Origin of the sequence: Streptomyces thermovulgaris, from assembly GCF_002155915.1 — a bacterium.
GTDB classification, from domain to species: Bacteria; Actinomycetota; Actinomycetes; order Streptomycetales; family Streptomycetaceae; genus Streptomyces; species Streptomyces thermovulgaris.
The window spans coordinates 22729-36887 of sequence record NZ_MUME01000076.1 but is presented as its reverse complement, the minus strand read 5'-3'; the positions used below and the strand labels follow the sequence as shown (position 1 = coordinate 36887).

The 14159-nt window shown below is 70.2% G+C and carries 12 protein-coding genes, 1 rRNA gene and 1 riboswitch; of the genes, 12 read left to right on the top strand and 1 reads right to left on the bottom strand.

Translation table 11 applies throughout. The features are described from left to right. Positions 1–12: 12 nt before the first annotated feature. The 11 genes from rrf (at position 13) to CCN35_RS08250 (ending at position 10436) form a co-directional block, all read left to right on the top strand. Positions 13–129 (top strand): 5S ribosomal RNA (rrf, locus tag CCN35_RS08300). A 110-nt stretch (positions 130–239) separates the two neighbouring features. Beyond that, positions 240–848, top strand: a complete 609-nt coding sequence (gene clsA, locus CCN35_RS08295) for a cardiolipin synthase ClsA (RefSeq protein WP_067392597.1) — start codon at positions 240–242, stop codon at positions 846–848. Positions 849–962: 114 nt separating this feature from the next. Next, complete coding sequence (locus tag CCN35_RS08290; RefSeq protein ID WP_067392594.1) at positions 963–3458, top strand: mannose-1-phosphate guanyltransferase; 2496 nt, start codon at positions 963–965, stop codon at positions 3456–3458. A gap of 138 nt (positions 3459–3596) precedes the next feature. Then, on the top strand, positions 3597–4502 hold the full coding sequence (locus CCN35_RS08285) for a DUF881 domain-containing protein (protein ID WP_086792036.1): 906 nt from the start codon (positions 3597–3599) through the stop codon (positions 4500–4502). Beyond that, entirely contained in the window at positions 4499–4831 is a 333-nt protein-coding gene (locus CCN35_RS08280) for a small basic family protein (RefSeq protein WP_003988855.1), read from the top strand. Before CCN35_RS08285 ends, CCN35_RS08280 begins: the two co-directional genes overlap by 4 nt. Positions 4832–4836: 5 nt before the next feature. Next, positions 4837–5736 (top strand): DUF881 domain-containing protein, encoded by a 900-nt coding sequence (locus tag CCN35_RS08275; RefSeq protein WP_079129656.1) that lies wholly within the window; start codon positions 4837–4839, stop codon positions 5734–5736. Positions 5737–5926: 190 nt separating this feature from the next. Further along, positions 5927–6685: a zinc-ribbon and FHA domain-containing protein gene (locus CCN35_RS08270; RefSeq protein ID WP_236560586.1), complete on the top strand. Its 759-nt coding sequence runs from the start codon at positions 5927–5929 to the stop codon at positions 6683–6685. Between the two features lie 38 nt (positions 6686–6723). Beyond that, positions 6724–7461, top strand: coding sequence for a transcriptional regulator FtsR (gene ftsR, locus CCN35_RS08265; RefSeq protein ID WP_067392587.1), 738 nt, complete (start codon positions 6724–6726; stop codon positions 7459–7461). An 83-nt stretch (positions 7462–7544) separates the two neighbouring features. Continuing rightward, entirely contained in the window at positions 7545–8018 is a 474-nt protein-coding gene (locus tag CCN35_RS08260; RefSeq protein ID WP_067392583.1) for a bifunctional nuclease family protein, read from the top strand. 213 nt (positions 8019–8231) lie between these two features. Beyond that, entirely contained in the window at positions 8232–8873 is a 642-nt protein-coding gene (locus CCN35_RS08255) for a MerR family transcriptional regulator (protein WP_201450843.1), read from the top strand. 132 nt (positions 8874–9005) lie between these two features. Beyond that, the gene (locus CCN35_RS08250) at positions 9006–10436 is read left to right on the top strand and encodes a DNA polymerase IV (RefSeq protein ID WP_107501034.1); all 1431 of its coding nucleotides are present in this window, start codon (positions 9006–9008) and stop codon (positions 10434–10436) included. Between the two features lie 13 nt (positions 10437–10449). On the opposite strand, the gene CCN35_RS08245 is transcribed toward CCN35_RS08250, so the two are convergent. Beyond that, a complete protein-coding gene (locus tag CCN35_RS08245) occupies positions 10450–10836 on the bottom strand; it encodes a PRC-barrel domain-containing protein (RefSeq protein ID WP_067392577.1) in 387 nt (128 codons plus the stop codon). 113 nt (positions 10837–10949) lie between these two features. After that, a riboswitch (glycine riboswitch) is annotated at positions 10950–11044 on the top strand. A gap of 177 nt (positions 11045–11221) precedes the next feature. Between CCN35_RS08245 and gcvP the strand changes: the two genes are divergently transcribed. Further along, entirely contained in the window at positions 11222–14107 is a 2886-nt protein-coding gene (gene gcvP, locus CCN35_RS08240; protein WP_086792032.1) for an aminomethyl-transferring glycine dehydrogenase, read from the top strand. Positions 14108–14159: the final 52 nt, after the last annotated feature.

Sequence of the window (14159 nt, the reverse complement as noted above, 5' to 3'; positions counted from 1 at the left end):
GTTTCATAGTGTTTCGGTGGTTATAGCGTGAGGGAAACGCCCGGTTACATTCCGAACCCGGAAGCTAAGCCTTACAGCGCCGATGGTACTGCAGGGGGGACCCTGTGGGAGAGTAGGACGCCGCCGGACAAGACGTGAAGAGCTCTGGCTCTTGGGCAACACACCCAAGGGCCAGGGCTTTTTTGCGTTGCGGTAAAGTCAGGAGGCATTGTCGGCACGTTTCCCCAGGAGGCCCCCGGGTGGAGGTCCAGGAGACCCGCGTTCAGACGGACCGGGTCCTCACCATCCCGAACATCCTCAGCATGGCGCGGCTGCTTGGCGTACCCCTCTTCCTCTGGCTGGTTCTCAGGCCGGAGTTCGGCGGCCCCAAGAGCGACGGCTGGGCCCTGCTGGTGCTGGCACTGAGCGGGATCAGCGACTACCTGGACGGCAAACTCGCCCGGCGGTGGAACCAGATCAGCAGCCTCGGCCGGCTGCTCGACCCCGCGGCCGACCGGCTCTATGTCCTCTCCACGCTGTTCGGCCTCACCTGGCGGGAGATCCTGCCGCTCTGGCTGACCGTGCTGCTCCTGGCACGGGAATTGATGCTGCTGGTGGCGGTGGGCGTCCTCAGGCGCCATGGCTACCCCCCGCCCCAGGTGAACTTCCTCGGGAAAGCGGCCACGTTCAACCTCATGTACGCATTCCCGCTGCTGTTGCTCAGTGACGGCAGCGGTTGGATCGCGTCACTTGCAGCTATTTTCGGATGGGCGTTCGCCGGATGGGGTACAACGCTCTATTGGTGGGCAGGAGCCCTCTACGTGATACAAGTCCGCCGTCTGGTCCGCGCGGACGCCAAGGCCGGCTGAGCACACCCGAAGAGGCGCCGCAGCGGCTCAGATGGTCCGCTTCGGAAAAGTGCGGGACAATCAGGACGGGTGAAGTCGGCCAGACCGTCGTCTCTAGAGGAGGACGCTTCCGACATGAAGGCCGTCGTGATGGCCGGAGGCGAAGGCACACGTCTTCGCCCTATGACCTCCAGCATGCCCAAGCCGCTCCTGCCGGTGGTCAACCGGCCGATCATGGAGCACGTGCTGCGGCTGCTCAAAAAGCACGGGCTGACCGAGACCGTTGTCACGGTGCAGTTCCTGGCTTCTCTGGTCAAGAACTACTTTGGTGACGGCGAAGAGCTCGGAATGGAGCTCACCTACGCCAACGAGGAAAAGCCACTCGGCACCGCCGGAAGCGTCAAGAACGCCGAAGAGGCACTGAAGGACGACACCTTCCTCGTCATTTCCGGTGACGCTCTGACCGACTTCAACCTCACCGATCTGATCAATTTCCACAAGGAAAAGGGCGGACTGGTGACGGTGTGTCTCACACGCGTCCCCAATCCGCTGGAATTCGGCATCACCATCGTCGACGAAGAGGGCAAAGTCGAGCGCTTCCTGGAGAAGCCGACCTGGGGCCAGGTCTTCTCCGACACCGTGAACACGGGCATCTATGTGATGGAGCCCGAGGTGTTCGACTACGTCGAGCCCGATGTCCCGGTCGACTGGTCCGGCGACGTCTTCCCCCAGCTGATGAAGGAGGGCAAGCCGATCTACGGCTATGTGGCCGAGGGCTACTGGGAGGACGTCGGCACCCACGAGAGCTATGTGAAGGCGCAGGCCGACGTCCTGGAAGGCAAGGTGGACGTCGAGATAGACGGCTTCGAGATCTCCCCGGGAGTCTGGGTCGCCGAGGGCGCCGAGGTGCACCCGGACGCGAAGCTGCGCGGACCGGTGTACATCGGCGACTACGCCAAGGTGGAGGCCGGCGCCGAAGTCCGGGAGCACACCGTCATCGGCTCCAACGTCGTCGTGAAGAGCGGTGCCTTCCTGCACAGGGCCGTGGTGCACGACAACGTGTACGTCGGACAGCACAGCAACCTGCGCGGCTGCGTGGTCGGCAAGAACACCGACATCATGCGCGCGGCACGGATCGAGGACGGCGCGGTCATCGGCGACGAGTGCCTGATCGGTGAAGAATCGATCGTGCAGGGCAATGTGCGGGTCTACCCGTTCAAGACGATCGAGGCCGGTGCCTTCGTCAACACCTCGGTCATCTGGGAGTCCCGGGGCCAGGCGCACCTCTTCGGGGCGCGCGGAGTGTCCGGCATCCTGAACGTGGAGATCACCCCGGAGCTGGTCGTGCGTCTCGCCGGCGCCTATGCGACCACGCTCAAGAAGGGCGCCACGGTCACCACGGCCCGTGACCACTCCCGCGGTGCCCGCGCCCTCAAGCGCGCGGTGATCTCGGCCCTCCAAGCCAGCGCGATCAACGTACGGGACCTGGAGAACGTGCCGTTGCCCGTCGCCCGGCAGCAGACCGCGCGGGGCAGTGCCGGCGGCATCATGATCCGGACCACGCCCGGGGTGCCGGACTCGGTCGACATCATGTTCTTCGACGGGCAGGGCGCCGACCTGTCCCAGGCCGGCCAGCGGAAGCTGGACCGGGTCTTCGCGCGCCAGGAGTACCGGCGGGCGTTCCCGGGCGAGATCGGCGACCTGTACTTCCCGGCCAGCGTCTTCGACTCCTACACCGGTTCGCTGCTGCGCAACGTCGACACCACCGGAATCGCCGAGTCGGGGCTGAAGGTCGTCGTGGACGCCTCGAACGGCAGCGCCGGCCTCGTCCTGCCCAGCCTGCTCGGCAAGCTCGGCGTGGACTCGCTGACGATCAACCCCGGCCTCGACGAGAGCCGGCCGACGGAGACCGCCGAGATGCGGCGCGCGGGCCTGGTGCGGCTCGGCGAGATCGTGGCGTCCTCCGGGGCCGCGTTCGGTGTGCGGTTCGACCCGGTGGGCGAGCGGCTGTCGCTGGTCGACGAGAAGGGCCGCATCATCGAGGACGACCGGGCGCTGCTGGTGATGCTCGACCTCGTGGCCGCGGAGCGGCGCAGCGGCCGGGTGGCGCTTCCGGTGACCACCACCCGCATCGCCGAGCAGGTGGCCGCCTACCACGGCACCCAGGTCGAGTGGACGACGACCTCTCCCGACGACCTCACACGGGTCGGCCGCCAGGAGGGAACGATCTTCGGCGGCGACGGCAAGGGCGGGTTCATCGTCCCGGAGTTCAGCAGTGTCTACGACGGCACGGCGGCCTTCGTGCGGCTCATCGGACTGGTGGCGCGCACCCAGCTCACCCTCAGCCAGATCGACGCCCGGATCCCGCGGGCGCACGTCCTCAAGCGGGACCTGGCGACCCCGTGGGCGGTCAAGGGCCTGGTGATGCGCCGTGTCGTCGAGGAGGCCGGGGACCGCTTCGTGGACACCACGGACGGTGTGCGGGTCGTGGAGGCCGACGGGCGCTGGGTGATGGTCCTGCCGGACCCGGCCGAGGCGGTCACCCACCTGTGGGCCGAGGGCCCCGACGACGCCTCCGCGCAGGCCCTGCTGGACGAGTGGTCGGCCGTGGTGGAGAGCGCCGGCCGGTAGACCAGGGCACCGGTCGGCGGAGCCGGGCGGCCGATCGGTAATAAGGGGCCCCACCGGCATGCCGGACAACTGTCCCCAAGAGGGCCTGTCCGGCATGCCGGTGGGGCCGTTCGAAAGTCCCGGCCGGGGCGTGCGACGATGTGCGGCATGCCGCAGCAACCCCCTGTTCGGAGCAACTCCGCGCGGCCCTCCCGTCCGGACGCCTCCATGTCGTTGATCACCAGTGTCATGGATCACAGCCTCGACGACGGTTACGCCGAGGCCGCCGCGCGCAAGAGGGCCGTGGGCGAGAGCGGCATGCCGAAGACCGTCAGGGCGAAACTGGGGCTGGCGGCCGGCCTGGTGCTGGCCGCGCTCGTCGTGACCGTGGGAGCGGCGCAGGCGCGTGTGTCGGCTCCGGTCGTCGCCAAGGAGCGGCAGGAGCTGATCGACCGCATCGACCGCGAGACGGAGGCGGCCGACAAGCTCGAGAAGGCGGTCGACAAGCTGCGCGCCGAGGTGAGCGCGCGGCAGCGCCAGGCGCTCAGGCACAGCGGCGCCGACTCCCGGGCCGATCTGGTGGGCGTGCTGGCGGGTGCCGTCGAGGTGCGCGGTCCCGGGGTGAAGCTCGTCGTGAACGACGCCAAGGAGGCCTCCGCCGGCGGCAGCGGCGGCCCGCGCGGGACGTCGGGTTTCGCCGACACCGGGCGGGTGCGCGACCGGGACATGCAGCGGGTGGTCAACGGGCTGTGGCAGTCGGGTGCCGAGGCCGTCTCCATCAACGGACAGCGGCTGACCGCCCTGTCGGCGATCAGGGCCGCGGGTGACGCCATACTGGTCGACAACAGGCCGCTGGTGCCGCCGTACACGGTGCTCGCGGTGGGGGACGGGGACGAGTTGAGCACCCGGTTCCAGGACAGTCCCGACGGGCTGTACCTGGACGCTCTGCGGGACAACTACGGCATCCGGGCCAGCATCTCCGTGGAGAGCGACCTCCGGCTGCCCGCAGCACCGAGTGTGATCGTACGTACAGCACAGCCGAGCACTGAGAAGGGCACATCGTGATCGCCGTACTGGGCCTCGTCGTGGGAGTGGTGGCCGGCCTGTTGGTCCGGCCCGAGGTTCCGGCGGTCGTCGAGCCGTATCTGCCGATCGCCGTGGTGGCGGCGCTGGACGCCGTCTTCGGCGGTCTGCGGGCCATGCTCGACGGCATCTTCGACGACAAGGTGTTCGTCGTGTCGTTCCTGTCGAACGTGGTCGTCGCCGCACTGATCGTCTTCCTGGGCGACAAGCTGGGCGTGGGCGCCCAGCTGTCCACGGGAGTCGTGGTCGTCCTCGGCATCCGCATCTTCTCCAACGCCGCGGCGATCCGGCGGCATGTGTTCCGGGCGTGAGAGCGATGAGCAACCAGGACGGACGGCCCGGGAACGGGCGAAGTGAGACCTCCCGTGGCGAACGCCTCGGGCTGGGGCCGCTGCGCAGGGAGTTGCCCGAGGAAGTGCCCCCTTTGGCGGCCGCTGGGGCGGCCGAGGACGCCGGCGGCGACCGGAGTGCCCAGGAGACCGCCGAACCCGAGCTGACGGGCCGCCAGAGGCTGCTGCAGGGCCTGTGGCCGCCGCGTTTCACCCGGGCCCAACTCGTCGTCGCCCTGCTGCTGTTCGGGCTGGGCTTCGGGCTTGCCGTCCAGGTCGCCTCGCACAGCGACGGCGACAGCGCGTTGCGCGGCGCCCGACAGGAGGATCTTGTTCGTATCCTCGATGAACTGGACGACCGCACTCAGCGTCTTGAGGAAGAGAAGCAGGGTCTCGAGAAGCAGCGTCAGGAGCTGGAGAACAGCTCGGACCGGGCGGAGGAGGCCCGCAGGCAGACGGCCGAGAGAGAGAAGCAACTCGGCATCCTGGCGGGCACGGTGGCCGCCCAGGGGCCCGGCATCACGATGACGATCGAGGACACGAAGGGGACGGTCCAGGCGGACATGCTGCTCGACGCGATACAGGAGCTGCGCGCGGCCGGTGCGGAGGCGATCCAGGTCAACGGGGTACGCGTGGTCGCGAGCACCTATCTGGCAGACTCCGGCAGGAGCGTCGAGGTCGACGGGAACAAGATCCAAGCGCCCTATCGTTTCCAGGTCATCGGCAAGCCGCAGGACCTCGAACCAGCGCTCAACATCCCTGGAGGCGTGGTGCAGACTCTGGAGAAGGAGCAGGCCACCGTGACTGTCGAGCGGTCGGACAAGATCGTCGTGGACGCCTTGCGAGCGGCGAAGCGCCCTGACTACGCTCGGTCGTCCTCGCAGTGAACAGGCGGTGCATGGCGGCTGTCCGGCAGGGGCATGAGGTTGCGGGGGGTCGGCGCACCGATTGGGCGGTGCGTGATGGAAACTGTTTGGTGGATACGGACGTTGTGAGGATGTCCGGGTCGACCGGTGTACACAGTCAGGGTTCGTCCTGCCCCACGGGCGGGTCTGTTTCGGTCAAGGGGAATCGCCCGTGAAGTTGTTTGCGAAGTTGTTCGGCAAGAGCGCGCGAGAGGGCAGCGACAACGCGACAGCCCCCCATCGCGCACAGCCCGAGGCAGAGGGTCAGCGCCCGCTGTTCCGGGATCAGGTGGCCGGTCAGGGAAGTGACGCCTCGGGTGGCCAGGGTGCGCCGTCGGCCGGCCCTGCCCAGCCGGGCGGCATAGGTTTCGGGCAACCGCCGGCCTCGGGCGCGGGCGGGGACTCCGCCCTGACGTGTACGAGGTGCGGCAACCGCAACGCGGAGAACAGCCGTTTCTGCTCCCACTGCGGTGTGCCGCTGCGGGGCGGGGTGGCGCCCGAGGGCTCGTCGGAGACGACGTCCACGATCTCCATCTCCGGCCTGGAGGCGTACGACGCCGAGACCACCGGTCAGACGCCGATGCTCTCCCCGGAGGCGCAGGCGGCCGTCGACGCGCTGCCGTTCGGGTCGGCCCTGCTGATCGTGCGCCGCGGGCCGAACTCCGGCAGCCGCTTCCTGCTGGACGGCGAGCTGACCACGGCCGGGCGTCACCCGCAGAGCGACATCTTCCTGGACGACGTGACGGTCTCGCGCCGCCACGTGGAGTTCCGCCGCAACCCGGACGGCACGTTCACGGTGGCCGACGTCGGCAGCCTGAACGGCACGTACGTCAACCGGGAGCGGATCGACCAGGTCGCTCTGTCCAACGGCGACGAGGTGCAGATCGGCAAGTACCGGCTGGTGTTCTACTCGAGCCGGCAAGGCAGCTGACCTCCCCGGACTCGGTCCGGGGGAACCAGGGAAGGTCCATGCGTCGAACACCGAGCGGCGGTGCGGGACACGGCACCGCCGCCGCGGACAGTGGGCTGATGAGCATCGGCACGGTGCTGAACGTGCTGCGCGACGAGTTCCCCGAGGTCACCATCTCCAAGATCCGTTTCCTGGAGTCGGAGGGGCTCGTCGAGCCGCAGCGGACCCCCTCGGGGTACCGCAAGTTCAGCACGGACGACGTGGAGCGGCTCGCCCTGGTCCTGAGGATGCAGCGTGACCACTACCTGCCGCTGAAGGTGATCCGCGAGCATCTGGACGCGATGGAGCGCGGCGAGGCGCTCCCGCCGCCGGTGCTCGGCCGGCAGCGCGACGGCGAGACCGGGCCGCCGGCCTCCGAGGCGCCCACGGCGGCCCGGATCGGACGGGCCGAGCTGCTGGCCGCCGTCGGGATCGAGGAAGCGGAGCTCCAGGAGTGGGAGTCCTACGGGCTGCTCACTCCGTTGGCGGACGGTTCCTTCGACGCCGAGGCGGTGACCGTGGCCTCGCTCGTCTGCGAGCTGGGGCGCTTCGGCATCGAGCCCCGTCATCTGCGGATGATGAAGGCGGCCGCCGACCGGGAGGCCGGGCTGGTCGACCAGGTGGTGGCCCCGCTCAGGCGGCATCGCAATCCGCGGACCAGGGCCCATGCCGAGGCCCGTACGAAGGAGCTGGCGGCGCTCACGGTGCGGCTGCACGCGGCCCTGCTGCAGACGGCACTCGGGGTGCGGCTGCCCTGACCGGGCCGGCCGCGGCGGCCGGATCGCTTTCCCGTTCCCGGCCCGACTACCCAAATCTCCCGGGCACGGCCTAGGGTTACTGTGTGAACGAGCTCGATGTCGTAGGTGTCCGGGTCGAAATGCCCTCCAACCAGCCGATCGTGCTCCTGCGTGAAGTGGGAGGCGACCGTTACCTCCCCATCTGGATCGGTCCGGGGGAGGCGACGGCGATCGCCTTCGCTCAGCAGGGCATGGCTCCCGCCAGGCCGCTGACCCACGACTTGTTCAAGGACGTGCTGGAGGCCGTCGGCCAGGAGCTCACGGAAGTGCGCATCACGGATCTGCGCGAGGGCGTCTTCTACGCGGAGCTGGTCTTCGCCAGCGGAGTCGAGGTGAGTGCTCGGCCGTCCGACGCCATAGCGCTGGCGCTGCGCACCGGAACGCCGATCTTCGGCAGCGACGCGGTGCTCGACGACGCGGGCATCGCGATTCCGGACGAGCAGGAGGACGAGGTGGAGAAGTTCCGCGAGTTCCTCGACCAGATCTCGCCGGAGGACTTCGGCACCAGCAGTCAGTGAGAGTCGGCAACCGGTGGAACACGTCCGTGCACCGCCGGTTGCGAGGGAGTCCTGAGGCCTGTCACCAGGGCATCCGGTCAGCCCTTCCCTGCGCGCAGGGACGCGAAACCACTCTTAGGGTGATTATCACTCGGCGTGCCGAGTGTGGCGATCGTTGACGCACCCCTGGTGACTGCCTACCGTCGAGGAGGCAGGTCGAGGACGGAGGTCGGCGTGAGAAGCAGCGGCGACAGTACGGCGGGGAGTGTCCCCGGACGCGGTGTCCGGAGAGGTTACTCCTACCAGGGCAGTGCGACCGATCTTGCTCCGCTGCGCCCGGCGGCCGTGCCGAGCGGCAAGGGGGCGGCGTCCATGGCGTCCGAGCAGATCGGCTACCGCGGTCCGACGGCCTGTGCCGCCGCCGGCATCACCTATCGGCAACTGGACTACTGGGCGCGCACCGGCCTGGTCGAGCCGAGCGTGCGGCCCGCCTACGGTTCCGGCACGCAGCGCCTGTACAGCTTCCGCGACGTCGTCGTCCTGAAGATCGTCAAGCGTTTCCTCGACACCGGCGTCTCGCTGCAGAACATCCGCACGGCCGTCCAGCACCTGCGGGAGCGCGGCTTCCGGGATCTGGAGCGGATGACGCTGATGAGCGACGGCGCCACGGTGTACGAGTGCACGTCGCCCGACGAGGTGCACGCCCTCCTGCAGGGAGGCCAGGGCATCTTCGGCATCGCGGTCGGCGTGGTGTGGCGCGATGTGGAGAACGCGCTGTCGCAGCTGCACGGCGAGCGCATCGACACCGGGGAGACCCTGGTGGGGCACAACCCCCAGGACGAGCTCGCCGCCCGGCGCCGCAACCGGGCGGTCTGACCGGGCCGCGACCCGGTCGCCCGGTGCCCGGCCCCCGAGCGCGGCTCGCGCGGTTCCCGCGCTTTCCCGCGGACGGCAGGGGCCGTACGGCCCGTGTGCCCGCTGTCAGTGGTGTGGTACAGCATCGTGGCTGTGAGAACCGCGCCCACGATCCTGCATCTCGACATGGATGCCTTCTACGCGTCGGTGGAACAGGCGTCCAAACCGAGTCTGCGCGGAAAGGCCGTCGTCGTGGGCGGGCTCGGACCACGCGGGGTGGTGGCCACCGCCTCGTACGAGGCACGGGCCTTCGGCGTCCACTCGGCGATGCCGATGGCCCAGGCGCGGCGGCTGGCGCCGAACGCCGCCTACCTGGTGCCGCGCTTCGCCTTCTACCGGTCCGTCAGCGAACAGGTGACGAGTCTGCTGCGGGCCCTGTCGCCCCTGGTGGAGCCGCTGAGCCTGGACGAGGCGTTCGTGGACCTGGAGGCCGGGGGAGCCGCCTGGGACGCGGAGTCGGCCCGGCGGGCGGGGGTCAAGCTGCGCGCCGACATCCGGGCCGTCACGGGGCTGACCGGCTCCGTGGGGCTGGCCGCCTCCAAGATGCTCGCCAAGATCGCCTCCGAGAAGGCCAAGCCCGACGGGCTGGTGCTCATCGAACCCGGCGCGGAACGGGCCCTGCTCGGCCCCATGCCCGTACGGGCCCTGCCGGGCGTCGGACCGGCCACGAACGACCAGCTGCGGCGCGCCGGGATCCACACCGTCGCCGAACTCGCCGAGGCGGGGGAGGACGAACTGGTGCGGCTGCTCGGCAAGGCGCACGGCCACGCGCTGTACGCCATGGCGCTGGCCCGTGACGAGCGGCCCGTCGTCGCCGAGCGCGAGGCCAAGTCGGTGTCGGTCGAGGACACCTACGACGTGGACATCCACGACCGCGTCCGGGTGGGCCTGGAGGTGCAGCGGCTCGCCGACCGGTGCGTACGGCGGCTGCGCGCGGCCGGGCTGTCGGGGCGCACCATCGTGCTGAAGGTGCGCCGCTACGACTTCTCCACCCTGACCCGGTCCGAGACCCTGCGGGGGCCCACGGACGACCCCGCGGTGGTGCGGGAGACCGCCGCCCGGCTGCTGGCCTCCGTGGACACCACGGGCGGGGTGCGGCTGCTCGGCGTGGGCGTGTCCGGGCTCGCCGACTACACCCAGGAGGACCTGTTCGCCCAGGCGGCGAGCGCGGAGGCCGGGAACCCGGACGAGGAGCCGGAGCAGGAGCCGGCCGCGGACCGGACGGCCCCCGCCGAACGGCGCTGGCTCGCGGGCCACGACGTACGGCACGCCGAGTACGGCCACGGCTGGGTCCAGGGCAGCGGCCTGGGCCGTGTCACCGTCCGCTTCGAGACCCCCGGCTCCCCGCCGGGCCGGGTCCGCACCTTCTTCGTCGACGACCCGGACCTGGAGCCGGCGGATCCCCTTCCCCTGGTGCCGTCGGCGCGCCACGTCCCCGCCGGGCCCGAGGACACGGCACTGCCGGAACCGGGGGACCGGACGGGGGAACGCGTGCCGTCGGAGAGCGCTGCCGAAGGCGGCTGACGCCGTTCGGGTGTCAGGCGGGCTCGTCCGGGCCCGAGCCGGAGCCCGCGAGATCGCCGGTGTCGCGGTCCGGGAGGGAGGAGGGAGACGTGACGTCCAGGCCGTAGTGGTGGTAAAGCTGCAGTTCCTGCTCGGGGGAGAGATGGCGGCCCACACCGAAGTCGGGGGCCTCCTTGATCAGGGAGCGGTCGAAGGGGACCCGCAGGGTGCCCTCCACCAGCTCGCTCGGCCCCAGGGGCACGAAGGCGTCCCGGGAGAACAGGCCGGTGCGTATGGCCGCCCACTCCGGCACCCCGGTCGCGTCGTCGAGGTAGACCTCGTCCACCGTGCCGATCTTGTGGCCATTGCGGTCGAACGCCTTGCGGCCGATCAGGTTGCGCGGATCGATCTCGGTCTGCACGGGCCCTCCAGATGGTCGCAAATCATTCGTAGGCACTACGAAAGAGCACAATCGACAGGACGGCCACTCGAGGGCTCCGGCGGCCGCCCCGCTGGTACGCTGGCAGAGGCCGCTGACCCCGTGCGGGAGAGCCCTCCGGCACCACCGGAGGCGCCGAAGGAGCAAATCCTCCCCGGAATCTCTCAGGCCCCCGTACCGCACGGACGAGGTCACTCTGGAAAGCAGAGCGGGTGACGACGGTGTCCGCTCTCACCGACGGTGAAAACCGGGAGCCCTCTGGGCGACCCGGTGAAACTCTCAGGTCGAGATGACAGAGGGGGAGGCCGTCGGGACACCCGTGCCGTGGTGTCCCTCGAAGGTCGTGTCAGACCAGGAGGCCTCCGCAATGACCGCCCAGCGCATTCCGCTCTCCGAGCTCGAACAGGGCATCCCCTTCGAGCAGCGCCACATCGGGGCCGACCAGGAGGCGCGGGCCAAGATGCTCGCGCAGGTCGGCTACGGCTCGCTCGACGAGCTCATGGCCGCCGCGGTACCCGATGCCATCAAGAGCACCGACGCACTCGACCTGCCGGGTGCCCGCACCGAGGCCGAGGTCCTGGCCGAGCTGCGTGCCCTGGCCGGCCGCAACCAGGTCCTCGACTCGATGATCGGGCTCGGCTACTACGGCACCTTCACCCCGCCGGTCATCCTGCGCAACGTCCTGGAGAACCCGGCCTGGTACACCGCCTACACCCCCTACCAGCCGGAGATCTCCCAGGGCCGTCTCGAGGCGCTGCTGAACTTCCAGACCATGGTCGCCGACCTCACCGGCCTGCCGACCGCCGGCGCCTCCCTGCTCGACGAGGGCACCGCCGCGGCCGAGGCCATGGCGCTGTCCCGGCGCATGGGCAGGAAGAAGAAGGGCCTGTTCCTGGTCGACGCGGACGCGCTGCCGCAGACCATCGCCGTCCTCCGGACCCGCGCCGAACCGACCGGCGTCGAGGTCGTCGTCGCCGACCTGAGCGAGGGCATCCCGGCGGACATCGCCGCACGCGAGATCAACGGCGTGCTCCTGCAGTACCCGGGCGCCTCCGGTGCCGTGCGCGACCTCAAGCCCGTCATCGACCAGGCGCACGAACTGGGCGCCCTGGTCACCGTCGCCGCCGACCTGCTCGCCCTGACGCTGCTGAAGTCGCCCGGCGAGCTGGGTGCGGACATCGCGGTCGGCACCACCCAGCGCTTCGGGGTGCCGATGGGCTTCGGCGGTCCGCACGCCGGCTACATGGCGGTGCGCGAGAAGTTCGCCCGCAGCCTGCCCGGCCGCCTGGTCGGCGTCTCCGTCGACGCCGACGGCAACCAGGCCTACCGTCTCGCCCTGCAGACCCGTGAGCAGCACATCCGCCGCGAGAAGGCCACCAGCAACATCTGCACCGCCCAGGTGCTGCTCGCCGTCATGGCCGGCATGTACGCCGTCTACCACGGCCCCGAGGGCCTGAAGGGCATCGCCCGGCGCACCCACCGCTACGCCACGATCCTGGCCGAGGGACTCAGGGCCGGCGGTGCCGAACTCGTCCACGACACCTACTTCGACACCCTGACCGTCAAGGCCGAGGGGCGGGCCGCCGAGGTCGTCGCCGCCGCGCGCGAGGGCGGCGTCAACCTGCGCCTCGTCGACGCCGACCACGTCTCCATCGCCTGCGACGAGACCACCCGGCGGAAGCACCTGCACACCGTGTGGGCCGCCTTCGGCGTCGAGGGCGACGTCGAGGCGCTGGACGCCGAGGCCGGGGACGCCCTGCCCGAGGCGCTGCTGCGCACCGACGCCTACCTCACCCACCCCGTCTTCCACCGGTACCGCTCCGAGACCGCGATGCTGCGCTACCTGCGCCGGCTCGCCGACCGCGACTACGCGCTCGACCGCGGCATGATCCCGTTGGGCTCCTGCACCATGAAGCTCAACGCGACCACGGAGATGGAGCCGATCACCTGGCCGGAGTTCGGCGGACTGCACCCCTTCGCGCCCGTGGAGCAGGCGCAGGGCTACCTCACGCTCATCCGGGAGCTGGAGGAACGTCTCGCCGAGGTCACCGGCTACGACAAGGTCTCCCTCCAGCCGAACGCCGGCTCCCAGGGCGAGCTGGCCGGCCTGCTCGCCGTGCGCGCCTACCACCGTGCCAACGGCGACGACCAGCGCACGGTCTGCCTCATCCCGTCCTCCGCGCACGGCACCAACGCCGCCAGCGCCGCGATGGCCGGCATGAAGGTCGTCGTCGTCAAGACCGCGGAGAACGGCGAGATCGACGTCGAGGACCTGCGGGCGAAGATCGAGCAGTACCGCGACCAGCTCGCGGTGCTGATGATCACCTACCCGTCCACGCACGGCGTGTTCGAGGAGCACGTCGCCGACATCTGCGCGCAGGTCCACGAGGCCGGCGGCCAGGTGTACGTCGACGGCGCCAACCTCAACGCCCTGGTCGGCCTCGCCAAGCCGGGCCACTTCGGCGGCGACGTCTCCCACCTGAACCTGCACAAGACGTTCTGCATCCCGCACGGCGGCGGCGGGCCGGGCGTCGGCCCGGTGGCCGTGCGCGCCCACCTGGCGCCGTACCTGCCCAACCACCCGCTGCAGCCCGAGGCCGGTCCCGGCACCGGGGTCGGCCCGGTCTCGGCCGCCCCGTGGGGCTCGGCGGGCATCCTGCCCATCTCCTGGGCCTACCTGCGTCTGATGGGCGGCGAGGGACTCAAGCGGGCCACCCAGATGGCCGTGCTGTCCGCCAACTACATCGCCAAGCGCCTCGAGCCGCACTACCCGGTGCTCTACACCGGCCCCGGCGGCCTGGTCGCGCACGAGTGCATCATCGACCTGCGGCCGCTGACCAAGGCGACCGGGGTGACCGTGGACGACGTCGCCAAGCGGCTGATCGACTACGGCTTCCACGCGCCGACGATGTCCTTCCCGGTGGCCGGCACGCTCATGATCGAGCCCACCGAGTCCGAGGACCTGGCCGAGCTGGACCGGTTCTGCGAGGCGATGATCGCGATCCGCGCCGAGATCGAGAAGGTCGCCTCCGGCGCATGGCCCGCGGACGACAACCCGCTGCGGAACGCCCCGCACACCGCCTCCGCGATCAGCGGCCCGTGGGAGCACCCCTACAGCCGCGAGGAGGCCGTCTTCCCGGTCGGTGTCCCGGCCGCCGACAAGTACTGGCCGCCGGTGCGCCGTATCGACCAGGCCTACGGCGACCGGAACCTGGTCTGCTCCTGCCCTCCGCTGGAGGCGTACGAGGACTGAGCGGCCTGAGCGGCCTGAGCGCTTTGAGCGGCTCTGAGCGGCTCTGAGCGGC